The organism is Stenotrophomonas sp. STEN013 (assembly GCF_056760355.1).
This window is the reverse complement of record NZ_JBRREO010000010.1, coordinates 20,816-45,226: the sequence shown is the minus strand read 5'-3', so window position 1 is coordinate 45,226 and position 24,411 is coordinate 20,816. Positions and strand designations below refer to the sequence as shown.

21 protein-coding genes are annotated in these 24,411 nt (G+C 67.9%); 17 read left to right on the top strand and 4 right to left on the bottom strand.

From position 1 onward, the window contains the following. The first annotated feature begins 110 nt into the window (after positions 1-110). The 3 genes from ACVOMH_RS14640 (at position 111) to ACVOMH_RS14630 (ending at position 2,909) form a co-directional block, all read left to right on the top strand. Positions 111-746 carry a tetratricopeptide repeat protein gene (locus tag ACVOMH_RS14640; RefSeq protein WP_057505937.1) on the top strand — a complete coding sequence of 212 codons (636 nt, stop codon included), beginning with the start codon at positions 111-113 and terminating at the stop codon, positions 744-746. A 175-nt stretch (positions 747-921) separates the two neighbouring features. Next, on the top strand, positions 922-1,836 hold the full coding sequence (locus tag ACVOMH_RS14635) for an AEC family transporter (protein ID WP_054660235.1): 915 nt from the start codon (positions 922-924) through the stop codon (positions 1,834-1,836). A gap of 56 nt (positions 1,837-1,892) precedes the next feature. Further along, positions 1,893-2,909: a hypothetical protein gene (locus ACVOMH_RS14630; RefSeq protein ID WP_481524161.1), complete on the top strand. Its 1,017-nt coding sequence runs from the start codon at positions 1,893-1,895 to the stop codon at positions 2,907-2,909. 34 nt (positions 2,910-2,943) lie between these two features. Here ACVOMH_RS14630 and ACVOMH_RS14625 read toward each other — a convergent pair whose 3' ends face one another. Further along, a complete protein-coding gene (locus ACVOMH_RS14625) occupies positions 2,944-4,425 on the bottom strand; it encodes an AAA family ATPase (protein WP_481552431.1) in 1,482 nt (493 codons plus the stop codon). Between the two features lie 136 nt (positions 4,426-4,561). Between ACVOMH_RS14625 and ACVOMH_RS14620 the strand changes: the two genes are divergently transcribed. The 5 genes from ACVOMH_RS14620 to ACVOMH_RS14600 are packed head-to-tail and all read left to right on the top strand — an operon-like array spanning position 4,562 to position 8,694. Continuing rightward, on the top strand, positions 4,562-5,194 hold the full coding sequence (locus tag ACVOMH_RS14620; RefSeq protein ID WP_481552430.1) for a nucleotide-binding protein: 633 nt from the start codon (positions 4,562-4,564) through the stop codon (positions 5,192-5,194). An 18-nt stretch (positions 5,195-5,212) separates the two neighbouring features. Continuing rightward, positions 5,213-5,689, top strand: coding sequence for a SixA phosphatase family protein (locus tag ACVOMH_RS14615; protein WP_054660137.1), 477 nt, complete (start codon positions 5,213-5,215; stop codon positions 5,687-5,689). A 4-nt stretch (positions 5,690-5,693) separates the two neighbouring features. Further along, positions 5,694-6,263 (top strand): YceI family protein, encoded by a 570-nt coding sequence (locus ACVOMH_RS14610; RefSeq protein ID WP_481552429.1) that lies wholly within the window; start codon positions 5,694-5,696, stop codon positions 6,261-6,263. Next, the gene (locus tag ACVOMH_RS14605; RefSeq protein WP_481552428.1) at positions 6,260-8,233 is read left to right on the top strand and encodes a phospholipase D family protein; all 1,974 of its coding nucleotides are present in this window, start codon (positions 6,260-6,262) and stop codon (positions 8,231-8,233) included. The genes ACVOMH_RS14610 and ACVOMH_RS14605 overlap by 4 nt, the downstream gene beginning before the upstream one ends. A 32-nt stretch (positions 8,234-8,265) precedes the next feature. Then, positions 8,266-8,694, top strand: a complete 429-nt coding sequence (locus ACVOMH_RS14600; protein ID WP_481524156.1) for a hotdog fold thioesterase — start codon at positions 8,266-8,268, stop codon at positions 8,692-8,694. A gap of 15 nt (positions 8,695-8,709) precedes the next feature. On the opposite strand, the gene ACVOMH_RS14595 is transcribed toward ACVOMH_RS14600, so the two are convergent. Then, positions 8,710-11,298: a sensor domain-containing protein gene (locus tag ACVOMH_RS14595; protein WP_481552427.1), complete on the bottom strand. Its 2,589-nt coding sequence runs from the start codon at positions 11,296-11,298 to the stop codon at positions 8,710-8,712. Positions 11,299-11,494: 196 nt separating this feature from the next. Between ACVOMH_RS14595 and ACVOMH_RS14590 the strand changes: the two genes are divergently transcribed. The 4 genes from ACVOMH_RS14590 to ACVOMH_RS14575 all read left to right on the top strand — a co-directional run bounded on the left by ACVOMH_RS14590 (position 11,495) and on the right by ACVOMH_RS14575 (position 16,099). Further along, the gene (locus ACVOMH_RS14590; RefSeq protein WP_054660890.1) at positions 11,495-12,286 is read left to right on the top strand and encodes a lysophospholipid acyltransferase family protein; all 792 of its coding nucleotides are present in this window, start codon (positions 11,495-11,497) and stop codon (positions 12,284-12,286) included. Positions 12,287-12,342: 56 nt separating this feature from the next. Beyond that, entirely contained in the window at positions 12,343-13,335 is a 993-nt protein-coding gene (locus tag ACVOMH_RS14585) for a YheT family hydrolase (RefSeq protein WP_481552442.1), read from the top strand. Positions 13,336-13,402: 67 nt separating this feature from the next. Continuing rightward, positions 13,403-15,472, top strand: coding sequence for a tetratricopeptide repeat protein (locus ACVOMH_RS14580; protein WP_481552426.1), 2,070 nt, complete (start codon positions 13,403-13,405; stop codon positions 15,470-15,472). Between the two features lie 15 nt (positions 15,473-15,487). Continuing rightward, on the top strand, positions 15,488-16,099 hold the full coding sequence (locus ACVOMH_RS14575; protein WP_481552425.1) for a YbhB/YbcL family Raf kinase inhibitor-like protein: 612 nt from the start codon (positions 15,488-15,490) through the stop codon (positions 16,097-16,099). Positions 16,100-16,165: 66 nt separating this feature from the next. Here the strand turns inward: ACVOMH_RS14575 and ACVOMH_RS14570 are convergent, their stop codons facing one another. Together ACVOMH_RS14570 and ACVOMH_RS14565 are read right to left on the bottom strand one after the other, a co-directional pair. Beyond that, positions 16,166-16,975 (bottom strand): DUF4377 domain-containing protein, encoded by an 810-nt coding sequence (locus ACVOMH_RS14570; RefSeq protein ID WP_481552424.1) that lies wholly within the window; start codon positions 16,973-16,975, stop codon positions 16,166-16,168. A gap of 82 nt (positions 16,976-17,057) precedes the next feature. Further along, positions 17,058-17,852, bottom strand: a complete 795-nt coding sequence (locus tag ACVOMH_RS14565; RefSeq protein ID WP_481552423.1) for an undecaprenyl-diphosphate phosphatase — start codon at positions 17,850-17,852, stop codon at positions 17,058-17,060. A gap of 211 nt (positions 17,853-18,063) precedes the next feature. On the opposite strand from ACVOMH_RS14565, the gene glnA reads away from it, so the two are divergent. The 5 genes from glnA to ntrC all read left to right on the top strand — a co-directional run bounded on the left by glnA (position 18,064) and on the right by ntrC (position 24,374). After that, the gene (gene glnA, locus ACVOMH_RS14560) at positions 18,064-19,473 is read left to right on the top strand and encodes a type I glutamate--ammonia ligase (protein WP_481524149.1); all 1,410 of its coding nucleotides are present in this window, start codon (positions 18,064-18,066) and stop codon (positions 19,471-19,473) included. A gap of 375 nt (positions 19,474-19,848) precedes the next feature. Further along, positions 19,849-20,187 carry a P-II family nitrogen regulator gene (locus ACVOMH_RS14555; RefSeq protein ID WP_054659584.1) on the top strand — a complete coding sequence of 113 codons (339 nt, stop codon included), beginning with the start codon at positions 19,849-19,851 and terminating at the stop codon, positions 20,185-20,187. Between the two features lie 93 nt (positions 20,188-20,280). Further along, positions 20,281-21,708 carry an ammonium transporter gene (locus ACVOMH_RS14550; protein WP_481552422.1) on the top strand — a complete coding sequence of 476 codons (1,428 nt, stop codon included), beginning with the start codon at positions 20,281-20,283 and terminating at the stop codon, positions 21,706-21,708. A 169-nt stretch (positions 21,709-21,877) separates the two neighbouring features. Continuing rightward, a complete protein-coding gene (locus ACVOMH_RS14545) occupies positions 21,878-22,942 on the top strand; it encodes a two-component system sensor histidine kinase NtrB (RefSeq protein WP_481524147.1) in 1,065 nt (354 codons plus the stop codon). Further along, positions 22,935-24,374, top strand: a complete 1,440-nt coding sequence (gene ntrC, locus ACVOMH_RS14540; protein ID WP_481552421.1) for a nitrogen regulation protein NR(I) — start codon at positions 22,935-22,937, stop codon at positions 24,372-24,374. Before ACVOMH_RS14545 ends, ntrC begins: the two co-directional genes overlap by 8 nt. Positions 24,375-24,411: the final 37 nt, after the last annotated feature.

Genomic DNA, 24,411 nt, shown 5'->3' with positions numbered 1-24,411 from the left:
TGTAGCAGTGCGGTTTTCCCCGCCGCCGGTGTTGCAGTCGCACATGGGCAGCCGTGCAGGTTAGGATCGGGGGCAGGGTGGGGGACAACCGAGATACGGGGGAGCAAGTGATGGGGATGACAATGCGCCTGGCAGCGGGAGTGCTGCTGGCCGGTTTTTTGCTTTCGACGGCGCAGGCGCAAAGCCTGCCCAAGATTGCCGAGTTCTACTTCGATGAAGACGTGGCCGCCAAGCCGCTCCAGGCATTGCCCGTCGATCAGCCCGGGCTGGTGGACCAGCTGATGAAACTGCGTGAGCGCGGGCGCAAGGCCGTCGAAGCCAGCGTGCAGCTGGCCTCCATTGCCTATGCCGAAGGTCGCAGTGAACTGGCGAACAAGCTTTACGGCGAAGCGCTGGGTGCGGTGGGCGATACCTCCGCGCAGGCGCGTGCCATCCGCTGGAATCACGCGTGGGATCTGTACCGGCAGGGCGATGCCGAAGCGGCCCTGGCGCTGTGGGCTGCCGCCGCCGAAGGCACCCGCGGGAACGCGGCCTGGGTGCCGCCGACACTGGCGTTGGCGCTGTGGAAGCTCGACCGCAAGGACGAGGCGGTCAGCTGGTTCGCCGCCGCGGTGCGTACCGAGCCGGAGCAGTGGAACGATGTCTCACGCTTTGCCCAGTTGCTGCCCCACTGGCAGGACGGCGAGCGCGCGCAGCTGGCTGAAGTGCAGCAGGCCTGGGCGGCCAGTCCACCGGCCTGGCCCTGAGCCGCGTGCTGTCCGGGTGGCCTGTTGCCGCGGACACCGCGCGGTAACCCAGCGCAGCGTCCCTGCCCGGGACAGGGCGTCGGGCACGCAGGAATGAGCGGGCAGGGCGAGCGCTTCGTCCGATCCTAGTCGGATGCCGGTTCCCTCACCGGTATGGTCAGTGCATGCTTGTGCCATGGCCTTTGATGCTTTCGCGCTGATCCTGGCCATGCTCGCGTTGGGCATGGTTTTCGCAAGGTTGCGCACCTTTCCCGACAACGCCGCCGACACGCTCAACAAGGTCGTGCTGTATGTGTGCCTGCCGGCGGCGGTGCTGACCTATGTGCCGCGGTTGCAGCTGGATACCGCGCTGCTCGGCCTGATGCTCACACCCTGGGTGTTGATGGGGTTGACGCTGGCGCTGGTCAGCCTGGCCACCCGGCTGTTCGGCTTCGAACGGCAGGTGCATGCGGTGCTGCTGCTGTGCGTGGCGTTGTGCAACTCCAGCTTCATCGGCTACCCGATGGTGCGCGCGCTGCTGGGTGATCACGCCTTGCCGTATGCGGTGGTCTACGACCAGTTCGGCACCTTCGTGCTGCTGTCCACGTTCGGGCTGTATGTGCTGGCGCGTTACAGCGGCGATGCGCCACCGGGCGGACGTGCGATCGTGCTGCGGATCCTGAAGTTCCCGCCGCTGTGGGCACTGGGGTTCGCGCTGGTGCTGATGCCGGCCAGTCCGCCGGCCTGGATCGCATTGGCGTTGAAGAACCTGGCTGATGCGATGCTGCCGCTGGTGATGCTGGCCGTCGGGTTGACCATCCAGCTGCGGCTGACGCGTGCTGAACTTGCGCCGTTGGGGGTGGGGCTGCTGCTCAAGCTGGTGGTGCTGCCGGCGGCGGCCCTGCCGCTGTCGTGGGCGTTTGGATTGCAGGGCGAGATGTTGCGGGTCAACGTGCTGGAAACCGCCATGCCGACCATGATCACCGCGGCCGCGCTGGCGATCTCGCACCGGCTGGCGCCGCGACTGGCCGCCGCGCTGGTCGGTTACGGCATCGTGCTGTCGCTTGTCACCTTGCCGGTCTGGGTGTGGGTGTTGCACCGGGTTTCCTGATACAACGTGTCCGGGAGCCGCTACCGCTCCCTCCACTTCCAGGAAGGAGTTGGCTGATGAAGGGCAACAAAGCGTTCTTCCTCTTGTTTGGCACGTTGCTGTCGGTCCCCGGTCTGGCTGGCGGATCAACGTCTCCCGAACCTACCGTCGAGTCGGGGGCGAACGACTTTCACGCACCGATGCTGCAGAAAGCGCAGGAGCTGGCAGCCAGCGGGCAGCCACTGGCGTTGCTGGTAGCATCACGCTTGGCCTTGCCGACCGAGCTGTCGGCGCAGCCACATTCATCGTCCGTTCCCCGCCAGAGTGATGCTTGGCTGGAGCAGGCCATCCGCGAGGGCAGCGAGCAGCCTGTGATAGCGCGCGCGGCGGTGAGCCGTTGCATCAGCGCGGGACAGTGCGACATCCCCCTGGCGATTCGTACACTGAAAACGCAGGAAGCCGATGAAGCAGTTGCACAGCTGCTTTTGTGGCGCATGGCCGTGGCTTTGGGCGATACCGAGGAGGCGTCGCTGGCATGGACGCGCGCGACCCAAGCGACCCGCTTTGTTGATGAATATGCCGAAGGACTGGACATGCTCGATCGCATGACCCGCGGCATGCGCATTCCAGTGCACTCCACGGCGGTGCAGACCGATCCGGAACAGGCGCGCCTGATCATGGTGTATGCCTTGGCCTCGGCCTTCTCCATGACAGCGCTGGGTGAGGTGCAGCAGCAATGTCCAGCACCCGCCGACGCTACGCGCAGCGAGGGATGTCGAAACCTCCTGACGTTGCTGGCCGGCAGCAATGCGCTGCTGGCCAGCAGCTATGGAAGCGCAAGGATGCAGGTATATGCCCGGGATGCGACTGAGCGTGAATACTGGCAGCAACGCCGGCGCGAAGTGGCCTGGATCTCCGGGCAGGCGCTGGGTTTGCTGTCGCACCAGGCCGATGGCGGTACCGTGGCGGAAATGCAGCAGTACCTGCGCTGGAACGTGGTATCGGGCGAATTGGGTGCGATGCGGCAACTGTTGGCGGCGAACGATATCCCGCCAACGCCGCCGCTGAACTGGCAGCCGGAAAAGGTTCTCTAAGGCCTCACCCGCCTGCGGGCGAGGCGGCAGGGCCTCAATCCGCCGACATCGTGCGTTCGCGTGCCCACGCGCGCAGCGCCTGCACCGGTTCGGCCATCAGTACCGACAGCGGCCTTGTGCTGCGGATCTCGGCCATCAGCAGTTCGGTATCCAGCGGCTTCTGCTCGGCGTGGGCGGCGTACAGGCCGGCCACGATGGCCTGCTCGATTTCGGCACCGGAGAAGCCTTCGCTGGCTGCGGCCAGGGCCGGCAGCGCGAAATTCCCGGCAACGAGGCCGCGCTTGCCCAGGTGCAGGCGCAGCAGCTCCACGCGGGTGTCCGGCGAGGGCAGGTCGACAAAGAAGATCTCGTCGAAACGGCCCTTGCGCAGCAGCTCGGCCGGCAGTTCCTGTACCTGGTTGGCGGTGGCGACGATGAACACCGGCGCCTTGCGCTCGGCCATCCAGGTCAGCAGATAGCCCAGGACGCGGCGTGACACACCGCCGTCCTCGCCGTTGCTGGCCAGCCCTTTTTCGATCTCGTCGATCCACAGCACGCACGGCGCCAGCTGCTCGGCCGAGGCCAGCGCATCGCGCCGGTTCTTTTCGGTTTCGCCGTGGTACTTGTTGTAGAGCATGCCGAAGTCCAGCCGCAGCAACGGCACGCCGAACCCGGTGGCGGTGGCCTTGGCCAGCATCGACTTGCCGCAGCCCTGCACGCCCAGCAGCAGCATGCCCCTGGGCGGGTCCAGTCCGGGTGGTGCGGTGCCGGCGACGAACACCGCGCGGCGCTGCGCGATCCAGCGTTTCAGCCGGGCCGCGCCGGCGACGTCGCCGAACCGCGCGCTGTCGTATTCATAGTGCAGGTGGCCGCTGCGGTTGAGCAGCTCGAACTTCAGCTTGGCCAGTTGCGGCAGGTCGTTGTGCCCCAGCGCGCCGTCGTCGTAGATCAGCTGGCGGGCGATGCGGCGGGCATCGGGCAGGCTCAGGCCCTGCAGGTTGCGCAGGATCTGCCGCACCGCGTCCTGGTCCACCTCCACGCGCCGGCCGCCGTGCTCGCCGGCATAGGCGCCGGCTTCCTCGCGCAGCATCTTCAACAACGCGTTGGCATCGGGCAGGCGCGGGTTGAAGCGGGTTGCCAGCGCCTCCAGTTCGGCCGGCAGTTCGACCTTGCTGCCGACCAGCACCAGCACATGCGGCTGGCTGTGCCGGCGCTGCACGATGTCGCGCAGCAGCCGTTGATGGCTGGCGTAACCCAGGTAGGGATGGATGTCGAGCAGCAGGTAGATACCGCGCTGGTCGGCGTCCTGGATCATCCGCAACACCGCGCTGGCATCGGGGGGACCGATGGCATCGTCCTCGCGGTCCATGTCGATGCGGCGCAGGCCTTCGGTGATCGACCAGCGGTACAGGGCGCGCCACACCTGCATCAGCGCCTGCCGGAACAGCTCCACGATCCGTGTTTCGTCCTGGGTCTGGATGACGATCAGCGGCGTGTTGGCGCGGATCAGTGCGGTGAGGTCCTGCAGCTCGCTCATGGTGGTTCCATCCCCGGGGCGCACACGATAGCAAAGCCGGACCGGGCCGCTGGCGGACGTTCCTGATCCGGTGACTACCGTTGGCAATGCGCCGCGGTGTACGCTGCGGACAAGTCCCGCGCAAAACGAGGCGTGCATGAAGACGATCCTGGTAGCCGGCTCCAAAGGCGGTGTCGGCAAGACCACCATCGCCACCCATCTGGCCGCGCAATCGGCGTTGGCCGGCACTGCCACGGTGATCGCCGACGCCGACCCGCAGGGCTCCAGCACCCGCTGGGCGCAGCGCCGCTCGGTGCTCGACAGCGCCGTGCTGCCGGTGGACGTGTACCGCAAGAAGCACTGGGAAAAACGCATTCCCGATGGCACCGGGCAGGTGATCATCGATGCGCCCGCCGGCGCGTATGCCGAGGATCTGGAGCACTTCCTCGACGTGGCCGATGCGGTGGTGGTGCCGGTGCTGCCCTCGGCGCTGGATATCGAGGCGATCGTCGGCTTTCTGAACAGTCTGGCCAAGATCCCGCGCGTGCATTCGCGCGCGCTGCCCGTGGGGCTGGTGCTCAACCGGACCAAGCCATGGACGCAGACCTCGCAGCAGGCCCAACAGATGTTGGCGCAATGGCCGTATGAAGTGGTCGCGCAGCTGCGCGACAGCCAGAGTTACGTGGTGATGGTCGGGCTCGGGCGCAGCCTGTTCGACTATCACTCCGCCCAGGTACGCGAGCACCAGCACGACTGGGCGCCGCTGCTCAAATGGTTGAACAAGGTCTGACAGGAGTATTCCCCGACCATGCGTGAACTGATCCTGCTGCGACATGCCCACGCCGAACCGGCGGCCACTGGCCAGGCCGATATCGACCGTCCCCTTTCCCCGCATGGCCTGGCCGAAGCCGAAGCCGCCGGGCGCTGGTTGCTGGAACACAAGTTGACCCCGGACCGGGTGCTGTGCTCGCCGGCGCGACGCACGCGCGAGACGCTCGAAGCGGTGCTGGAACGGACCGGCTACGTCGAACAGCGCCTGGACGAGCGCATCTACGACGCGGTCCCCGGCACGCTGGCCGCGCTGGCCGATGAGCACCGTGAAGTGGAGCGCCTGCTGATCGTCGGCCACAACCCGGGGCTGGAGCAGCTGGTGGCGCTGATGCACAGCGGCCAGTCCGGCGACTACCGCGGCATGCCGCCGGCGGCGGTGGCGGTGTTGTCCTTGCCGATGGAGGCGGCGATCGAGCCGGGTATCGCCCGGCTGACCGCGTTCTGGTGGCCGTAACCCCATGGCGGCGGCGCGGGGAGGGCTGCTGCTGAGTCTGGTACTGCTGGCCGGCTCGGCTTTCGCGGGCGAGCCGCTGCAGTTTGATACCGCCCATTCCCGGTTCGGTTTCGAGATACGCACCCGCTTCGGGCAGACGATCGAGGGCGTGTTTCCGCGGTTCGAGGGTTGGATCACGGTGCTGCCCGACGGCAGCCACCAGGTGCGGCTGCGCATGTTCACCCAGTACGTGGAGATCCCGGGCAAGCCGCGCTACACCGGCTGGATGCGCGGGGAGGACTTCTTCGATGCCGTCCATCATCCGCTGGTGGAGTTCGAGTCCGATCCCTACCGGCCGGAGATCGCCGAGCACGGCGGCAAGATCGACGGACGGCTGAGTATCCGCGGTATCAGCCGGCGTGAAACGCTGCATCTGCTGAAGCCTGAATGCGCAAGGCCCGGCTATGATTGCGACCTCATCAGTCGTGGCACCGTCCAGCGCGGGCGCTACGGCATGGATAGCTGGCAGATGGCCGTGAGTGACCGAGTGACCTTTGTATTGCGTACGCGCCTGACCCGCGCCCCCGGACCGTGAATTTCCTGTTGCGTCTGCTGCTGCTCGGCGCTGCGGTGCTTGGCGCTGGCTGTGCCTCGCTGTCGCCGCAGCAGAAGGACCGTGCCCAGGGGATCGCCATCGCCGCGCGCTCCAGCACGGTGACGTGCGATCTTCCCGACCGCTGCGCGCTGGATTCGCCGCTGCGCGCGCTCGGCGGCCAGGCGATCGCCGGCTCGCAACCGGAGTTGCCGCTGCACTACGCCACCATCCTGGACGAGGGCGAGCTGTCGCTGGTGGCGCGCCTGAACCTGATCCGCAGCGCCACCCGCAGCATCGATCTGCAGACCTATATCTTCGACACCGACGACAGTGCGCGGCTGGTACTGGACGAGCTGCTAGCCGCCGCCCGGCGCGGGGTCCAGGTGCGGTTGCTGATCGACCAGCTCTCGGCGATCTCTGACCTGGAGGTACTCGGCGCACTGTCAACCGCGCACGTGAACTTCCAGCTGCGCGTCTACAACCCCGCCTTCGGCAAGGCCAAGCTCAACTATCTGGATTACGCCGGCAGCGTGCTGTGCTGCTTCCGCCGCTTCAACCAGCGCATGCACAACAAGCTGCTGGTGATCGATGACGTGATCGGCGTGGTCGGCGGGCGCAACTACCAGGACGACTATTACGACTGGGACCACGAGTACAACTTCCGCGACCGCGACGTGCTGGTGGCCGGCCCCGAGGCGCGCGAGATGGCGGCCAATTTCCAGGCGTTCTGGAACGCGCGGCGCAGCGTGGATGCCGAGCGCCTGAATGATGTGGGCCGCACGCTGCTCCGGCAGGGGCCGCCGCCGATGCCGCCGGCACGCTTCCGGCGTCCGGAGCGCATCGCGCGGGTGGATGCCGAGGCGTCGGACCCGGCGTTTATCGCCCGCCAGTTCGTGGACACCGCGCTGCCGGTGCGCTCGGTCAGCTATGTGGCCGATCTGCCACGCAAGCACCGCCGCGACCGCAGCGATCCGGCCCTGGCCGGCCAGCACCTGACCGAGCCGCGGCTGGATGCGCTGATCGCCGGCGCCGAGCGCGAAGTGCTGCTGCAGACCCCGTACCTGGTGCTGTCCGAGCCGGCACAGACGCTGTTCAAGGACCTGCGCCGGCGCGCGACGCCGCCGCGGGTGGTGGTCTCCACCAACAGCCTGGCCGCCACCGACAACCCGATCGTCTATGCGCTGTCCTACAAGTACAAACGCCGCAACCTGCGCGAGCTGGGTTTCAACATCTACGAGTACAAGCCGTTTCCGCTGGATGCGCCGGTGGCTTCTTTCAATATCGTGCCCCTGCCGTTGCCCGGCGAGCGGGAGGAACAGCACCGCAGCCGGGTGCTGGGCGGCAGTGCCGCCGGCAGCAATGTGCGCGGCAGTGGATCGGGCCGGCGCCTGAGCGCCGATGGCAGCGAGGTGGAATACGAGTTGCTGCGCACCGAGACCCGTCCCTCCTTCCTCGGCACGCGGGCGGTGAACCGGCCGCTGCCGGTGACCCGCCGTGGCGCGCGCATGGGCCTGCACGCCAAGTCGCTGGTGGTGGACCGCCGCATCGGGGTGATCGGCACCCACAACTTCGACCCGCGCAGCGAGAACTACAACACCGAAGGGGCGGTGATCATCGAGGATCCGGTGTTCGCCGAACGGCTGGCGCAGAGCATCCTGCGCGATGTGCATCCGGACAATTCCTGGGTGGTGGCGCCACGGCAGAAGGCGCCGGTGCTGTCGGGGCTGAACTACAGCCTGGGCAAGGCCTCCGAGGCGCTACCGGTGCTCGATTTCTGGCCATGGCGCTATGCCACCGACTATGCGTTCCAGCCCGGCCCGGACTGTCCGCGGCCGCTGCCCCGGCAGGATCCGGATTTCCATCGCTGCTACACCGCCGTGGGCGATTTCCCGGAGGTGGATGTCGGCCCGAAATGGCTGCTGGTGCGGATGCTGACCGCCTTCGGCGCCGGTCTGGTACCGATCCTGTAACGCCTTCCTTGGTCTTTGAACAGGTTATGCGCATGTCCCGAGTATTCCGCCAGCCGGTCGATCTGCAGCAGCTCAACGCGCTCAGCCGCAACACACTGATCGAGCATCTGGGCATCGTCTTCACCGCCGCCGGCGAGGACTGGCTGCAGGCGACGATGCCGGTGGATGACCGTACCCGGCAACCGTATGGCCTGCTGCACGGCGGTGCCTCGGTGGTGCTGGCCGAAACACTGGGCAGCAGCGCCGGCAACCTGTGCGTGGACCCGGACCGGCAGGTCTGCGTCGGTCTGGAAATCAATGCCAACCACCTGCGCGCCGCACGTTCGGGGATGGTGACCGGTACCGCCCGCGCGCTGCATGTCGGGCGCACCACGCAGGTGTGGGAGATCCGCATCGAGAACGAGGCCGGCAAGCCGGTGTGCGTCTCGCGGCTGACGCTGGCGGTGGTGGCGTCAGCCTGAGGTGTTGGCGCCGGCTCAGCAGCTCACGGCCGGCGCCACGGGTACGGCCAGGTGCTCGCGTACCCACTGTGCCAGTGCCGGCGCAGGCAGCGCCGCGGTGAAGTGGAAGCCCTGGGCGATCTGGTAGCCCTGCTGGCCGAGCAGGCGCAACTGCGCCTGGCTCTCCACGCCTTCGGCCACCACTTTGAGTTGCAGGCTCTGGCCGATATGCGCGATCGCCTGGGTCAAGGCACAGGCGATCGGGTCCTCCTCGATCCCGCAGACGAAGCTGCGGTCGAGTTTGAGTTCGCTGATCGGCAACTGTCGCAGGTAGCTCAGGCTGGAGTAGCCGGTGCCGAAGTCATCCATCGACAGCCGTACCCCCAAGGCATGCACTTCGTGCAGGGTGCGCAAGGTGGTGGGATCGGTGTCGAGCAGGATGTCCTCGGTGATCTCCACGGTCAGGTCCGTGGCCACCAGGGCCTCGCGCTGCAGGATCTGCGCGATCCGTGCCGGCAGCCCGGCGTCGTGGAAGTCGGTCGGTGACAGGTTCACCGCCACCGACGGCACCTGCAGCCCGTCGCGGCGCCAGCTGGCCAGCTGCTTACAGGCGTGGGCGAGTGCCCATTGCCCGATTTCGCCGATCAGGCCGCACTCCTCGGCCAGCGCGATGAAACGTATCGGCGGCACCGTGCCCAGCGTCGGATGTTGCCAGCGCGCCAGCGCCTCGACGCTGTGCAGGTGGCCATCGGCGATGTCGATCTGCGGCTGGTAATGCAGCTGCAGCTGGTGGTGCTGGAGCGCCTCGCGCAGGGCCGCCTCCATGGTCAGCCGTTCCTGTGCGCCCTGGTTCATTTCCGGGCAGTAGAAGCGCACCCGCGCGCGGCCGCTGTGTTTGGCCTGGTACATGGCCATGTCCGCGTTCTGCAGCAGTGTCTCCATGTCGCCGCCATCGTGCGGAAACACGCTGATGCCGATGCTGGCCGAGGACCGCACCTCCACCTCGCCCAGCTGCCACGGTTGGGACAGCGCGTGCAGCAGGCGCTCACCGCGCTCCAGGGCGGCCTGCGCATCGCACGGGGCCAGTACCACCACGAATTCGTCGCCGGACAGACGCCCGACGATGTCCCTGGGCCCGGCTTCCTCCTGCAGCCGTCGCGCGACGGTGCGCAGCAGGGCGTCGCCCCCGGGATGGCCCATCGAGTCGTTGACCTGCTTGAAGCGGTCCAGGTCGATGAACAGCACCGCCAGTTCCTGCCCGGCATGGCCGGCCGCGCTGATCGCCTGGTCGGCCTGGGCATGCAGCAGGCTGCGGTTGGGCAGCCCGGTCAGATCGTCATAGAACGCCAGCCGGCGGATGCGGTTGCGCGCCTCCTCGCGCTCCAGCGCCAACGCGCACAGATGCACGATGACGGCCACCAGCCGGTGATGGAACTCGTCCGGATCATGCGGCTGGCGGTAGTAGAAGGCGAAGGTGCCCAGCACGCGGCCGTCGCTGGCCTTGATCGGTGTGGACCAGCAGGCGGCCAGGCCGTGGGCCAGGGCCACGGCCCGGTGGGGAATGTCGGCCCAGTTCGGATCGGTGGCGATATCGCGGGCGATCACGGTTTCGCCGGTATACGCAGCGGTGCCGCAGCTGCCCGTGCGCGGGCCGGCGATCACGCCATCGACCAGGCGGCTGAAGGGGTCGGGCAGGCTGGGGCCGGCCAGGGTACGCAGCTTGCCGTCCTCGACCCGCAGCACCGAGCTGATCACCTCCGGCGCGATGCGTTCGACCTCCAGGCACATCATCTGCAGCACTTCGGCGGTGGGCACCTCGCGGACCAGCGCATCGAGCATCTTGTGCTGCAGCAGCTCGTGCACTTTGGTGCGGGTGATGTCCATCAGCACCACCACCCGGTTCACCAGCGTGCCGTAGTCATCGAAGATCGGGTTGGTGCTGACCGAGCACCACAGCGGTTGCCCGTTGTGCCGGTACAGACGCTCGTCGCGCTGGATCGGCTCTCCGGCCTTGAGCTGCCGCGTATCGGCGTCCATCTGCGCGGCGCCATGACTGCCCGGGGCCAGCAGTGCCGGCAGGTACTGGCCGATGGCGTCGTGCTCGGCAAAGCCGAACAGCCGGCCAAAGCCCTTGTTGAGTTGCACGATGCGCCCTTCACCGTCGGTGATCAGTACCGCGCTGTGGGTCTCATCAAAGCCCAGTGACAGCAGGCGGCCGCGTTCCTGCTGCTGGCGTTGCACGGTGACGTCGCGGATCAGTGCCATACGCAGGCTGTCCGTGCCGGCGCTGAGCGTGGACAGCGCCACGCTGATCCAGCACTCGCTGCCATCCGCGCGGACCAGCTTGATGTCATGCGGCTGGGCGGACAGCTCGCTGATCCGGTTGCGGTCGCCGGGATACAGGCGGGTGTCGTAGCGCTCGCGCACCGCCGGCGGCGCCAGCACGCCCAGGTTGCGGCCGAGCAGCTGCGCGCGCGGCCAGCCGCAGATCGCCTCCATCGCCGCGTTGACGTACATGATGCGGTTCTGCTCGTCGAACAGGATCACCCCGTTGCCGATCTGTTCCAGCGCGGCCGAGAAGAACGGCAGCATCGCGCTGGCCGGTCCGGGTGTGTTTTGCTCCATCCTGCGGCTCCCCATGTCCATGGCTCCCCATGCCCGGCGGCAGACCGTGAAGGGTGTGACGCAGCCAGCATAAGCCAAATGTCCCGGGTCCCTGCAGCGGTGTTGGCGGCGGCATTGTCCGTGCGACGGAGGGGGCTGGCGCCGGCGGCGGTGTTCGCGCTGGCGAAAGCCGGACCGCATCCGGTATCGTGCGCGGATGACTTTCCCCCGATCCGCCGGCCATGGCGGTGTGGTCCGCGTGTTCCGCTACCTGTACCGCGTCCCGCTGCTGCTGGTCCACATCGTGCTGTTCCTGCCGCTGATCCTGCTGCTGATGCTGCCCCCGTGGGGCCGTCTCGGTGCGGCGGACGATCCGCTGGAACATCGCGTGGTGCGCGGGTGGTCGACCATGTTCATGTGGATATTCGGCTTCCGCCTGCAGCGCTATGGCCAGCCGCTGCCCGGTGCGGTGCTGTTCGTGGCCAACCATGTCGGCTGGGTCGACATCTGCATGATCCACAGCCAGAAGATGGTCGGTTTTGTCGCCAAACGCGAAATCGCCAGCTGGCCGCTGGTGGGCTGGGTGGCCTCGCGCGGACACACCATCTATCACCAGCGCGGCAACACCGAATCGCTGGGCGGGGTGATGGAGGAAATGGTCAAGCGCCTGCAGGAACAGCGTCCGGTGGCGGTGTTCCCGGAAGGCCGCACCCGCGGTGGCCAGCAGGTGGGCCCGTTCCACGCGCGTATTTTCCAGGCCGCGGTGGAGACCGGGGTGCCGGTACAGCCGGTGGCGCTGCGCTATGGCGAGCGCGGCGATGCGCAGACCACGGTGGCGTTCGCGCCGGGTGAGAGCTTCCTCGGCAACTTCCTGCGGCTGCTGGGTGAACCGGTGCGACGGGCCGAGGTGCATTTTCTCGAGCCGATCGGCAGCGTGGATCTGGAAGGCCGGCGCCGTCTCGCCGAGACCGCGCGCGCGCGCATCGTGGCGGTGATGGAAGGGCCCTGAGTGATGCGGGTTGTTCACGCCCTCTGGCTCCGGTGCGGCGCAGCCTGTCGGCCATGTTGAGTGCCGCCAACTACCTGCCGCCGCCCTGGCTGCGCAATCCGCACCTGCAGTCGATGCTGGCGTCCAGCCGGCTGCGGCTGCGCCGCGGCGAGCAGCTGCTCGCGGCCAGTGGCGCACAGTCGCGCGAACTGATCCTCGATGGCGGCGACGGTGTGCGCCTGCAGGCGTTGCACAGCCGGATTCCGGCGCAGCGTGAACCGGTCGGGCTGGCACTGCTGCTGCATGGCTGGGAGGGCAGCACCCAATCCAGCTACATGCGCATGACCGCCGCACGGCTGTTGGAGCAGGGCTTCGAAGTGGTGCGGCTGAATTTCCGCGATCATGGCAACACCCATCACCTGAATCCGGGCATCTTCCACTCCTGCCGGATCGACGAGGTGGTGCACGCGGCCGCGGATGTGGCGCGGCGTTTCCCGCACCTGCCGCTGGTGGCGGCCGGCTATTCGCTGGGCGGCAACTTCGTGTTGCGGCTGGCCTTGCGCGCACCGGCCGCCGGGATACCGCTGGTGCGGGTGGCCTCGGTCTGTCCGGTGCTGGATCCGGCGGTGACGATGGACAGCATCGAGCGTGGTCCGGCGATGTACGACTGGTATTTCCATCGCAAATGGACCGGCTCGCTGCGCCGCAAGCGCGCGCTGTTCCCGGAGCTGGCCGACTGCGATGACGGGGTGCTGAAACTGGACATCCGCGCGCTGACCGGCTGGCTGGTGGAACGGCATACCGATTACGGCTCGCTGCAGGCGTACTTCGACGGCTACTCCATTGCCGGCGGGCGGCTGGCCACACTGCAGCTGCCGGCCGACATCCTGATGGCCAAGGACGATCCGGTGATTCCCTTCACCACGTTCGACCAGTGGCAGCTGCCGGCGCAGGCGCGACTGGAGATCGCCGACTGGGGCGGACATTGCGGCTTCCTGGAAAACCTGCGCGGCGACGGCTTTGCCGAGCGCTGGGTGGCGCAGCACCTGCGCCGGGCCGTGACCGGCTGAACCGGCACGGGCCGGACGCATGCGCGCTGCCGGCTACAATGCGGGTTTGCGCTAACGCCGGACCGTCATGCAAGAGAACATCATTCAAGCCCTGCGCCGTAACGCCGCCGATGAGGCCGTGTCGCTGGCGCGCGAATGGACCGCTGCCGAGCCGCAGCAGCCGCAGGCCCACCGTTGGCTGGCGCTGGCACTGCAGCAGCAGGGCAATCACGCCGATGCGCAGGCTGCGCTGGGCCAGGCGCTGGCGCTGGCGCCGGACGATGCCGCCTTGCACCTGCAGCATGCCGGCCTGCTGCTGGCGCAGCGCCAGCTCGAGGCTGCCGGCCAGGCGCTGGACAAGACCACCGCGCTCAACCCCAACGAATTTGCCGCATACCTGATGCAGGCGCATCTGGCGCTGGCCCGCGACGACGTCGATGAGGCCGACCGCCTGGGCCGGCTGGCCGCGCGCGTGGAGCCGGACAGCCCGGAGCTGGCCGCGGTCGAAGGCATGGTGGCGTTGCGCCGTGGCGAGGTGGACCGTGCGCTGGCGGTGCTGTCGTCGGCCAGCCAGGCGCTGCCCAACGATCCGCGGCTGCTGTATGCGCTGGGCTTTGCCTATCTGGGCAAGGACATGCTGGCCTTCGCCGAGCAGGCGTTCCGCCGTGTGGTCGAATTGAACCCGTCCAACCATGCCTTGCGCGGCCTGCTGGTGCAGCTGGCGCTGCGCCAGGGCAATACCGAAAGTGCTGCTGAAACGATGCGCCAGGTGCTGGCCACGGCCGAGGGCGACACCCCGGGCATGCGCCGCCTGGCCGGTGAGCTGGAACTGGCTTCCGGCCAGCCGCTGCAGGCGCTGGAACACCTGCGTCCGCTGCTGGCCGCGTTGCCGGGCGACCGGCCGACGCTGCAGATGCTGCTGGTGGCCTGGCAGCGGCTGGGCCGCGACGAGGAAGCGCGCACCGAGCTGGACGCGGTGCTTGCCAACCACACCCAGCTGCACGATCTGTGGCTGGCCCGCCTGGCGGTGGCGCCGGTCGGCAGCGCCGAAGCGGTGGAGGTGGTCGAACGCTGGCTGACGGCCATGCCCGAACACCTGCCGGCGCTGGAAACGCGCATGCGTCTGCACGACATGAACCAGGAAGCCGACGCGGCCGAAGCCGTGGCGCGGCGCATCGTCGCGCTGGAGCCGGGCCGGGTCAGTGGCGAACAGCGCATCGTCGAAGCGCTGCTGGCGCGAGAGCCGGCAGCGGCGGTGGCGCATGTGCAGGGCCTGCTCGACAACGCGCCGGCCGAAGTGCGCCCGGCGCTGCGCACGTGGCTGGGCGCGGTGCAGGATCGCGCCGGGGAACCGGCCGCCGCACTGAAATCCTGGCTGGAGCTGCACGCCGAGCTGGCGCCCTCGCGGCTGCCGTTGCCGCCGCAGGCCAAGGCACCGGCGAGCTGGCCCGAGCAGGGCAGTGTCGCTGAGGATCACCCGGTCCGGCCGATCTTCGTCTGGGGCGCGCCGGGTTCCGGTGTGGAGCGGGTGGTGGAAGTGATGGCCGCCGGCAGCCCGGTGCTGCGTGCCGACCGCTTCGGGCCGAACCCGCCCGACGATGGCTTCCAGAATTTCCATACCCTGCAGCGTCTGGCCACCGACGAACTCACCCCCGGGCAGCTGGTGCAGCAGTGGCGTGAGCAGCTGCCGGCGCGTGGCATCAGCGACGGCAACGTGATCGACTGGCTGCTGTGGTGGGACAACGCGCTGCTGTGGGCGCTGCGCCCGCAGTTGCCCGAAGGCCGGTTGGTGGTGGTGGTGCGCGATCCGCGCGACATGCTGGTGGAATGGCTGGCGCTGGGTGCACCGGCACCGCTGGCGGTGAATTCGGCCAGCGAGGCGGCCCAATGGCTGGCGCGTTCGCTGGAGCAGGTGGTGCAGCTGCACGAGCAGGAGCTGTACACCCACCTGATCGTGCGTACCGACGATGCGGTCAACGACCCGGCGGCGATGGGCGCGCTGCTGGAACAGGCCTTCGGCCTGCGTTTCCCGCCGGTGCGCAGTCTCGGACCGACCACCCTCGCGGCCGGCCACTGGCGCAAGTACGCGCAGGTGCTGGCCGGCGAGTTCGCCAAGCTGACCCCGGTCGCGGTGCGGCTGGGTTATCCCGAAGTCTGAGCGACAGGAGCACGCATGAAACTTGACAGCCAGAGTTTCCACAACGGCCAGCCGATTCCGGCCGAATTCGCCGCCGGCGATGCCACCGGTTTTGCCGGCAACCGCAATCCGCAGCTGGCCTGGCGCGAGGTGCCTGACGGCACACGCTCGTTCGTGCTGCTGTGCGTGGACCCGGATGTGCCGACCGTGCCGGAAACCGTGGGGCGTACCGATGTGACCGTGCCGCTGGACCAGCCGCGTGGAGAGTTCGTGCACTGGGTGATGGTGGATATCCCCGCGCAGCTGCGGGAGATCGCCGCCGGCAGCTGCAGCGAAGGCTTCAGCGTGGGCGGCAAGGCGCAGCTGGCCGGTCCGGCCGGTGCCCGTCAAGGTCTGAACGACTACACCGGCTGGTTTGCCGGGGACGCGCAGATGGGCGGCACCTACCGCGGCTATGACGGCCCGTACCCGCCGTTCAACGACGAGCGGCTGCACCGCTACTTCTTCCGCCTGTTCGCGCTGGATATCGCGCAGCTGCCGGTGGACGGCGATTTCACCGCGGCGCAGGTGCTGCGGGCGATGCAGGGCCATGTACTGGCCGAAGCCGGCGTGCATGGCACCTACACGCTGAACCCGGCACTGGGCTGAGGCGGCGCAGCGGCAAAAGAAAAGGGCGCCGCAAGGCGCCCTTTCTGTATCGGCCGGTGGGGTCGCTTACGGCTTGACCTGTTCCGAGCCGACCACCATGTCCAGCACATAAGCCTGCGAAGCGCCATCGGCCGGCGGGTTCTTGACCTCGTAGCGCTTCACGCGCAGCACATTGCGCACGCCCGGCTGATGGGTATAGCCCTCGATGTTGCCGTAGAAGTTCTCCCAGGCGCCGCGCTGGCCCTGTTCCAGGCCCTGGTCGTCGTACTTCACTTCACGCACCTGCAGGCAGGTGGCGTCCTTCATCAGCGGGTGGGAGCACGGCTTGCTCTGCGCGTCCACTTCCAGGAACACCGTCTCGCCCTGGCCGCCGTAACGGGTTTCCGCGGTGGGCGCGCCGGCAAACACCAGCACATCGCCGCTGGCGGTGACCAGGGTCAGCTTGCTGGCATCGAGCGAACGCACGGTCAGCTTGCCGCCCTGCAGGCGCTCGCTCACCAGGCCATCCAGTGCCATCAGCTCCGGCTCGCAGGCCATGTTGGTGGACATCAGGCTGCCGATGGACAGCGCGTCTCCTTCCAGCGTGTAGCTGCCGCCCAGGCCGTTGCAGGTGTTGCTGACGGCGACGCGGCCGTCGGTGAAGTCCAGCGTGACCGGCTTGTCGGTGCGTACGAACAGGCCATCGATGCGCTTGCCACTGGCGTCGGTCGCGGTTTCCAGCGTCCAGTGGCGGGTGCCCAGCAGGGCGCCGTCGATGCCGGCGGCGGCCGGCGCACTGGCCGCTGGCGCGGTGGTCGCCTCATCGGTGGTCGCCGGCGGATTGCTGCAGGCGGTCATCAGGGCGAAGGGAAGGGCCAGCAGGAGGATGCACTTCATGGGGAACTCCTTGGAGCTTTGGAAAGAGGTGGCACGGTAAACGGGCAGGCGTACCTGGCGGGGTTGCGGACGTTTTGCCTATTCAGTTTCCAGTAGGCAAAAACAGCAGCAGGCCGATGCCCAGTGCGATGCGGTATAGCGCAAAGCCCGTGAAGGGACGGCGCTTGATGTAATCCAGCAACCACTTCACCACGATGAAACCGGTGACCACCGCGGCGGCGAAGGCCACGCCCACCTCGCCCCAGTTCTCGCTGCCGAGCGCTCCATCCCTGGCAAGTTCCATGAACGCGTAGCCACTGGCGGCGAACATGGTGGGAATGCCGACCAGGAACACGAATTCGGCCGCGGCTGCACGACGCGTCAGGCCCAGCAGCATGGCCAGGAAAATGGCCGCCGCCGAGCGCGAGGTGCCGGGAAACACACCGGCGACCACCTGGGCCAGGCCCACGGCGATGGCGACTTTCCAGGTCACCGTCTCGCTGTCGGGCAGGCGTGACGCCAGGCGCTCGGCCACCAGCATCCAGACCCCGCCGATCAGCACCGCCCACGCGATGGGGGTGACGGTTTCAGGCAGCTGCCAGCCAGCCAGCCGCACCGGCAGCCCGACCAGCGCGGTGACCAGGAAGGCCACGCCCAGCTTCATCACGTAGTCGCGGTTCTCACGCTGGTCCAAGCCGTTGGCCAAGGTCCACAGCCGCTCGCGGAAGGCCAGGGTCACCGCGAGAATCGCGCCGGCCTGGATGACGATGTTGAAGAAGTCCGAACGGGCACCGAGCCAGTGCTGGGAGATCAGCAGGTGGCCGGTACTGGAGATGGGGAGGAATTCGGTGAGGCCTTCGAGGATGCCCAGCAACAGGGCGGAGAGCAGGTCGGACATGAAAAGAGTGTGTGAAAAAGGCGCCGACAGCATAGTGCATGCCCGTGGTTGCACCAGTTTGGTGCTTCAGCTGCGGTTTGCACTATCTTGGTGCAAGTGCCTGGCGCGGGAAGGCGGCTGTATCCAATAAAAACAAACGCTTGCGATGGTTTGAAAGTTGGCACGCAAGCTGCTTAGGTACCCGTACATCATCCATCCGAGGTTGCACCCGATGTCCCTGGAAAACGTTGAGAAGCTGATCAAGGACAACCAGATCGAGTTCATCGACCTGCGTTTTGTCGACATGCGTGGCATCGAGCAGCACCTGACCTTCCCGGTGTCGATCATCGAGCCGTCGCTGTTCGAGGAAGGCAAGATGTTCGATGGCAGCTCGATCGCCGGCTGGAAGGGCATCGCCGAATCGGACATGGTGCTGCTGCCGGACGCTGACAGCGCCTACGTGGACCCGTTCTACGCCGATCCGACCCTGGTGCTGATCTGCGACGTGCTCGACCCGGCCACCATGCAGGGCTACGGCCGCTGCCCGCGCGGCATCGCCAAGCGCGCCGAGGCCTACCTGAAGTCCTCGGGCATCGCCGATCTGGCCTTCTTCGGTCCGGAACCGGAATTCTTCATCTTCGACTCGGTCCAGTTCGCCAACGACATGGGCCACACCTTCTTCAAGATCAACTCCGAGGAAGGCGCCTGGAACACCGGCAAGAGCTATGACGGCACCAACACCGGCTACCGCCCGACCGTGAAGGGCGGCTACTTCCCGGTGCCGCCGACCGATTCGCTGCACGATATCCGCGCCGAGATGTGCAAGGTGCTGGAAAAGGTCGGCATCGAAGTGGAAGTGCACCACCACGAAGTGGCCAATGCCGGCCAGTGCGAGATCGGCGCCAAGTTCAACACCCTGGTGACCAAGGCCGATGAACTGCAGCGCATGAAGCACGTGATAAAGAACGTGGCGCACCGCAACGGCAAGACCGTCACCTTCATGCCCAAGCCGCTGGTCGGCGACAACGGCAGCGGCATGCACGTGCACCAGTCGCTGGCCAAGGGCGGCACCAACCTGTTCTCCGGGGACGGTTACGGCGGCCTGAGCCAGATGGCGCTGTGGTACATCGGCGGCATCTTCAAGCACGCCCGCGCCATCAACGCCTTCACCAACGCCGGCACCAACAGCTACAAGCGGCTGGTGCCGGGCTTCGAGGCACCGGTGATGCTGGCCTATTCGGCGCGCAACCGTTCGGCCTCGTGCCGCATTCCGTGGGTGTCCAATCCGAAGGCACGCCGCATCGAGATGCGCTTCCCCGATCCGATCCAGTCCGGCTACCTGACCTTCACCGCGTTGATGATGGCCGGCCTGGACGGCATCCGGAACCAGATCGACCCGGGCGCGCCGAGCGACAAGGATCTGTACGACCTGCCGCCGGAAGAAGAGAAGCTGATCCCGCAGGTCTGCTCCTCGCTGGACCAGGCGCTGGAAGCGCTGGACAAGGACCGCGAGTTCCTCAAGGCCGGTGGCGTGATGAGCGACGACTTCATCGATGCCTACATCGCGCTGAAGATGAAGGAAGTGACCGCGTTCCGCGCCGCCACCCATCCGCTGGAATACCAGCTGTACTACGCCAGCTGAGGACCGTCTGAAGTAACGGCGGCCCACGCAGGGCGCTGGCCGCCGGCATCACCGGATACCGTTTGCCGCTGTTGTCAGGTGGCGATGGCGAAGACCTTCCCCCTCCCATTTTCGCCATCGCCGCCGCCTTTGCCGCCCGGGGAGCGCAGGGGCGCTGCAACCGCCGTCAACGCATCCGCAGGCGCAACGCACGCCGCGCGCGACATGGGTGAGGACTCTGCCCGTGGGGAGGTGGTGGTCGACGGGCAACGCCGGTCGTCACCGCCGAAGTCTCGCAGCGTTCGGCGCAACAGGCAGTGGCCCTACCGCGGCCGCTGCAAGACACGATCCCGGCCCGCAGCCGCAGGCCGGTCTCCTCCACATCGGGACATGCGCATGAAACTGATCTCCGCGATCATCCGGCCGTTCAAGCTCGACGACGTGCGTGAGGCCCTCGGCGCCGCTGGCGTTTCCGGCATCACCGTCACCGAGGTCAAGGGGTTTGGCCGGCAGAAGGGCCACACCGAGCTGTACCGTGGTGCCGAGTACGTCGTCGATTTCCTGCCCAAGATCCGCATCGAAACCGCCGTCACCGACGACAATGTCGAGGCAGTGATCGAAGCCCTGCAGGGGGCGGCCGGTACCGGCAAGATCGGTGACGGCAAGATCTTCGTTACCGCGCTTGAGCAGGTGGTGCGGATCCGCACCGGCGAAACAGGCGCCGACGCGCTGTAAGAAGAACCCGCTCCCGACCTGTCCTCCGGCGGCAGCGACCGCCAGGTGACAAGAGGTCGCTGGCAGGTTCCACCCCCACAACCGGAGTCGACAATGCGAACGGAATTTTTCACCGGGTTGAACGCCCGGCTCGGAGGCCTGTGCCTGTCTTTCCTGCTCAGCGCGGCGATGCTGGGCATGTTCTCCAGCAGCGCCTGGGCACAGCCAGCACAACCGCAGCCGCTGGCGGCAGCGGAAGTACATGCCCTCGCGGTGGATGCCGCCCCAGTCCCGGCAGCCGCGGTGGCAGATGCAGTGCCCGGCTTCGACAAGGGCGATGTGGCGTGGATGCTCACCGCCACCTTGCTGGTACTGATGATGGTGGTGCCCGGCCTGGCGCTGTTCTACGGCGGTCTGGTGCGCGCCAAGAACGTGCTGTCGGTGCTCAGCCAGGTGCTGGTGGTGTTCTCGCTGGTGCTGCTGCTGTGGGTGGCCTATGGCTACAGTGCGGTGTTCAGCGCCGGCAATGCGTTCTTCGGTTCGTTCACCCAGTTCGCCTTTCTCAAAGGCTTCACCCCGGACTCGGTGGGCAACACGCCGATCGCCGGCCTGCCGGACTTCCTGTTCGTCGCCTTCCAGTCGACCTTCGCCGGCATCACCACCGCGCTGATCGTCGGTGCCTTCGCCGAGCGCATCAGGTTCCGCGCGGTGCTGCTGTTCTCGGCGTTGTGGTTCACCTTCAGCTACATCCCGATGGCGCACATCGTCTGGGGCGGCGGCTATCTCGGTGAGATGGGTGCGATCGATTTTGCCGGTGGCACCGTGGTGCACATCAACGCCGGTGTCGCCGGCCTGGTGGCGGCGTGGTTCGTCGGCAAGCGCATCGGCTATGGCCAGACCGCGCTGAAGCCGCACAACCTGCCGCTGACCTGGATCGGTGCGATGCTGCTGTGGGTGGGCTGGTTCGGTTTCAACGCCGGCTCGGCGGCCGCCGCCGATACTGTGGCGGCGCTGGCCTTCATCAATACGGTGCTGGCGACGGCGGCCGCGGTGTTGGGCTGGACGCTGGTGGAAGCCGTCACCAAGGGCCATCCCTCGGCACTGGGGGCGGCCTCGGGCGCGGTGGCCGGCCTGGTCGGGGTAACCCCGGCCTGCGGCAGCGTGGGTCCAATGGGTGCCATCGTGATTGGTTTTGTCACCGGCATCATCTGCGTCTGGGGTGTTACCGGTTTGAAGCGGCTGCTGAAGGCCGATGACACCGCCGACGTGTTCGGCGTGCACGGCGTGGGCGGCATCGTCGGCGCCCTCCTCACCGGTGTGTTCAGCGCGCAGTCGCTGGGCGGCACCAAGGCCGATCTGGATATCGCCCACCAGGTGTGGGTGCAGGTGGTCAGTGTCGGCTTCACCGTGCTGTGGTCGGCCGTGGTCACCGCGGTGATCCTGCTGGTGGTGCGCGCGCTGGTCGGTCTGCGGGTCAGCGAGGATGCCGAACGCACCGGGTTGGACGTCACCACCCATGGCGAATCGGCCTACGAGGTCTGAGGTGCAGCACAGCCCCTCTCCCTGCCGGGGGAGGGGGTACAGGCGCCCGCACCGACGTGGCCTGCGCGGGCGCATCGGTGCGGCCCGGCGGATGCCGAAGGCGCCCGGCGGCGCGCTTCGCCGGTGGTGCACAAGCCGTGCCGCGGTCGCTTTGCACTATATTGGTGCAATGACCGCAGCCGAGTTCACCCCGTCGCCGGAACTGATGGCCACGCCGCTGGTGTGGAGTGGCGCGGACGGGCGCATCCAGGGGGCCAATCCGGCGTTCTGCCGCTGGCTCGGGGTCAGCGTCCGGCGCCTGCTCGGCCAGCCGCTGGTCTCGCTGGAAACCCAGGGTGAGGCGCTGGCGGTGCGGCTGACTACCGCCGGCAGCGAGACCACCCGGCTGCCCAGGCTGGCGCTGGCGCTGCCCGGCGAGGCGCCGCGCTTTGCCGATGGCTGGCTGAGCGTGATCGATGCGGGGGGCTGGCTGCTGGAGGCGCATCCGGTGGACGAGTTCCAGGGGGCCGATCCGGCGCAGCTGCTGCCGGGCGCGTTCAGCGCCGCGCTCAAGGGGCTGGCGCACGAACTGCGCAATCCGCTGGCCGGCCTGAAAGGGGCGGCGCAATTGCTGGCCCGGCGCGCGCATGGGCGCGATGCCGAGGAAAGCGAGCTGATCGACCTGATCGGCACGGAGATCGAGCGCCTGAACACCCTGCTCGAACAGCTGCTCTCGCCGGCACCGCAGCGCCCGCATGCGCCGCTGAACATCCACGCCGCGCTGGAGCGGGTACTGCGCCTGGCCGAGAACGAGGCCGGCTGGTCGGTGCGGCTGCTGCGCGACTACGATCCCAGCATTCCCGAATTCCCCGGCGATGCCGACCGGCTGACCCAGGCGCTGCTCAACCTGGTGCGCAACGCGATGCAGTCCGGTGCCACCACGGTCACCGTGCGTACCCGGGTCGAGCACGGCCTGCGCATCGCCGAGCAGCCCCACCCGTTGGCGCTGCGCCTGGAAGTGGCCGATGACGGCCGTGGCGTGCCCGAGGAGCTGACCGAACACCTGTTCCTGCCGCTGGTCAGCGGCCGTGCCGAGGGCACCGGGCTGGGCCTGGCGCTGGCCCAGCAGGTGGCGCGCGAACACCGTGGCACGCTGAGCTACCGCTCGCGTCCCGGCCGCACCGTGTTCACCGTGCTGCTGCCCCTGCCGCTTGCCGAAGAAGCCCCCGCGGAAATGGAGATGAGCGATGTCTGATCCAATCGCGCAGGGCGCCACCATCTGGGTGGTCGACGACGACCGCTCGGTGCGCTTCGTCCTGACCACCGCCCTGCGCGACGCCGGCTACGGCGTGGAAGGGTTCGACAGTGCCGCGGCCGCGCTGGCGGCGCTGGCGCTGCGGCCGGTGCCCGACCTGCTGTTCACCGATGTGCGCATGCCCGGCGATGACGGCCTGGTACTGCTGGAAAAGCTCAAGGCCGCGCACCCGCAGCTGCCGGTGATCGTGATGTCGGCCTACACCGATGTGGCCAGCACCGCGGGCGCGTTCCGCGGGGGGGCCCATGAATTCCTGTCCAAACCGTTCGATCTGGATGACGCGGTCGAGCTGGCGCGGCGCGCCTTGCCGGAGCGCGACGCGCTGCCGGTCCCCGTCGTACCGCTCGCCCGGGAGGAGGGGCCGCCGCAGCTGATCGGCGACAGCCCGGCGATGCGCGCGCTGTTCCGCAGTATCGGCCGGCTGGCGCAGGCGCCGCTGTCGGTGCTGATCAATGGCGAGACCGGCACCGGCAAGGAGCTGGTGGCCAACGCGCTGCACCGCGAATCGCCACGTGCCAAGGGTCCCTTCGTCGCGCTCAACACCGCCGCCATTCCCGCCGAGCTGCTGGAAAGCGAACTGTTCGGCCACGAGGCCGGGGCCTTCACCGGCGCGACCAAGCGCCATATCGGCCGCTTCGAACAGGCCAACAGCGGCACCTTGTTCCTGGATGAAATCGGCGACATGCCGCTGCCGTTGCAGACCCGCCTGCTGCGGGTGCTGGCCGAAGGCGAGTTCTTCCGCGTCGGTGGCCGCGAGCTGATCCGCGTGGATGTGCGGGTGGTGGCCGCCACCCACCAGGATCTGGAGGCCCTGGTCGAGCAGGGCCGGTTCCGCGCCGATCTGTTGCACCGGCTGGACATGGTGCGGCTGTGGCTGCCGCCGTTGCGCGAGCGCGTCGATGATGTGCCGCAACTGGCCGAGACCTTCCTGGCCAATGCCGCGCGCCGCCTGGAAATGCCGGTCAAGCGCCTGTCGGCGCCGGCGATCACGGCGCTGCGCGGCTACGCCTGGCCGGGCAACGTGCGCGAGCTGGAGAATGTGTGCTGGCGCCTGGCCGCGCTGGCCGCGGCCGATACCGTATCGGCCGAGGATGTACAGGCGGCGCTGGCCCGTGGCGGTCGCGGACCGCGCCATCCTGCGGTGGCCGTGCCCGAGCACTGGGATCGCGCCCTGGCGGTGTGGGCGCAGCAGCGGCTGGCCGAAGGCGCCAGCGGCCTGCACGCCGAGGCGCGCGCGCGGCTGGACGCGGTGCTGCTGGAGGTGGCGTTGACGTTCACCGACGGGCATCGCGGCGATGCCGCCACCCGGCTGGGACTGGGCCGTAACACCATCACCCGCAAACTGGGACCGGGCCGCTTCGGCGAGAGTTGAGCGCCGGCGGCCGGATCCGTTACTGACAGGAGTTATC

Coding starts and splice junctions, on each gene's coding strand:
- ACVOMH_RS14640 (WP_057505937.1), top strand. CDS start 111: ATGGGGATGACAATGCGCCTGGCAGCGGGAGTGCTGCTGGCCGGTTTT.
- ACVOMH_RS14635 (WP_054660235.1), top strand. CDS start 922: ATGGCCTTTGATGCTTTCGCGCTGATCCTGGCCATGCTCGCGTTGGGC.
- ACVOMH_RS14630 (WP_481524161.1), top strand. CDS start 1,893: ATGAAGGGCAACAAAGCGTTCTTCCTCTTGTTTGGCACGTTGCTGTCG.
- ACVOMH_RS14625 (WP_481552431.1), bottom strand. CDS start 4,425: ATGAGCGAGCTGCAGGACCTCACCGCACTGATCCGCGCCAACACGCCG.
- ACVOMH_RS14620 (WP_481552430.1), top strand. CDS start 4,562: ATGAAGACGATCCTGGTAGCCGGCTCCAAAGGCGGTGTCGGCAAGACC.
- ACVOMH_RS14615 (WP_054660137.1), top strand. CDS start 5,213: ATGCGTGAACTGATCCTGCTGCGACATGCCCACGCCGAACCGGCGGCC.
- ACVOMH_RS14610 (WP_481552429.1), top strand. CDS start 5,694: ATGGCGGCGGCGCGGGGAGGGCTGCTGCTGAGTCTGGTACTGCTGGCC.
- ACVOMH_RS14600 (WP_481524156.1), top strand. CDS start 8,266: ATGTCCCGAGTATTCCGCCAGCCGGTCGATCTGCAGCAGCTCAACGCG.
- ACVOMH_RS14595 (WP_481552427.1), bottom strand. CDS start 11,298: ATGGAGCAAAACACACCCGGACCGGCCAGCGCGATGCTGCCGTTCTTC.
- ACVOMH_RS14590 (WP_054660890.1), top strand. CDS start 11,495: ATGACTTTCCCCCGATCCGCCGGCCATGGCGGTGTGGTCCGCGTGTTC.
- ACVOMH_RS14580 (WP_481552426.1), top strand. CDS start 13,403: ATGCAAGAGAACATCATTCAAGCCCTGCGCCGTAACGCCGCCGATGAG.
- ACVOMH_RS14575 (WP_481552425.1), top strand. CDS start 15,488: ATGAAACTTGACAGCCAGAGTTTCCACAACGGCCAGCCGATTCCGGCC.
- ACVOMH_RS14570 (WP_481552424.1), bottom strand. CDS start 16,975: ATGAAGTGCATCCTCCTGCTGGCCCTTCCCTTCGCCCTGATGACCGCC.
- ACVOMH_RS14565 (WP_481552423.1), bottom strand. CDS start 17,852: ATGTCCGACCTGCTCTCCGCCCTGTTGCTGGGCATCCTCGAAGGCCTC.
- glnA (WP_481524149.1), top strand. CDS start 18,064: ATGTCCCTGGAAAACGTTGAGAAGCTGATCAAGGACAACCAGATCGAG.
- ACVOMH_RS14555 (WP_054659584.1), top strand. CDS start 19,849: ATGAAACTGATCTCCGCGATCATCCGGCCGTTCAAGCTCGACGACGTG.
- ACVOMH_RS14550 (WP_481552422.1), top strand. CDS start 20,281: ATGCGAACGGAATTTTTCACCGGGTTGAACGCCCGGCTCGGAGGCCTG.
- ACVOMH_RS14545 (WP_481524147.1), top strand. CDS start 21,878: ATGACCGCAGCCGAGTTCACCCCGTCGCCGGAACTGATGGCCACGCCG.
- ntrC (WP_481552421.1), top strand. CDS start 22,935: ATGTCTGATCCAATCGCGCAGGGCGCCACCATCTGGGTGGTCGACGAC.